At 47.8% G+C, this 663-nt stretch carries 2 tRNA genes and 1 rRNA gene; all 3 read left to right on the forward strand.

The features are described 5' to 3' along the window. A 16S ribosomal RNA gene (locus ACTJJ1_RS24980) occupies positions 1 to 69 on the forward strand; the annotation flags it as partial. 76 nt (positions 70 to 145) lie between these two features. Next, positions 146 to 222: transfer RNA gene (locus ACTJJ1_RS24985), tRNA-Ile, on the forward strand. Positions 223 to 329: 107 nt separating this feature from the next. Beyond that, positions 330 to 405, forward strand: a tRNA-Ala gene (locus ACTJJ1_RS24990). The last annotated feature ends 258 nt before the right edge of the window (positions 406 to 663 follow it).

The following is a 663-nucleotide window of genomic DNA, read 5'->3' on the forward strand; positions in this document are numbered from 1 at the left end:
TGATTCATGACTGGGGTGAAGTCGTAACAAGGTAACCGTAGGGGAACCTGCGGTTGGATCACCTCCTTACCTAATGATATTGATTCGAGTGGCGTGCTCACACAGATTGTCTGATGAAAAAGTAATGAGCAGAAATACCTTTAATAGGCTTGTAGCTCAGGTGGTTAGAGCGCACCCCTGATAAGGGTGAGGTCGGTGGTTCAAGTCCACTCAGGCCTACCAATTCTTTCCCATACTGCGTTGCTTCACCGCATGGCTGTATAGCCGCGTGGCGCCGCGTCTTGTTTGGAATCGAATAAGGTAACAAAGGTATCTGCAAGTGACTGTATGGGGCTATAGCTCAGCTGGGAGAGCGCCTGCCTTGCACGCAGGAGGTCAGCGGTTCGATCCCGCTTAGCTCCACCATATAGTCCTGACAATACTTCAGAGTGTACTGAAAACAGTATGCTGCGAAGTATTTTGCTCTTTAACAATCTGGAACAAGCTGAAAATTGAAACATGACAGCTGAAACTTATCCCTCCGTAGATGTACTGGGGTAAGGAATAACCTGTCATAGAGTCTCTCAAATAAACGGCACGACAGTGTTTTCTGTTTACAGAAACACCTTCGGGTTGTGAGGTTAAGTGACTAAGCGTACACGGTGGATGCCTAGGCAGTCAGAG

This window comes from Serratia sp. 22264, assembly GCF_052045345.1.
Lineage (GTDB): Bacteria > Pseudomonadota > Gammaproteobacteria > Enterobacterales > Enterobacteriaceae > Serratia > Serratia plymuthica.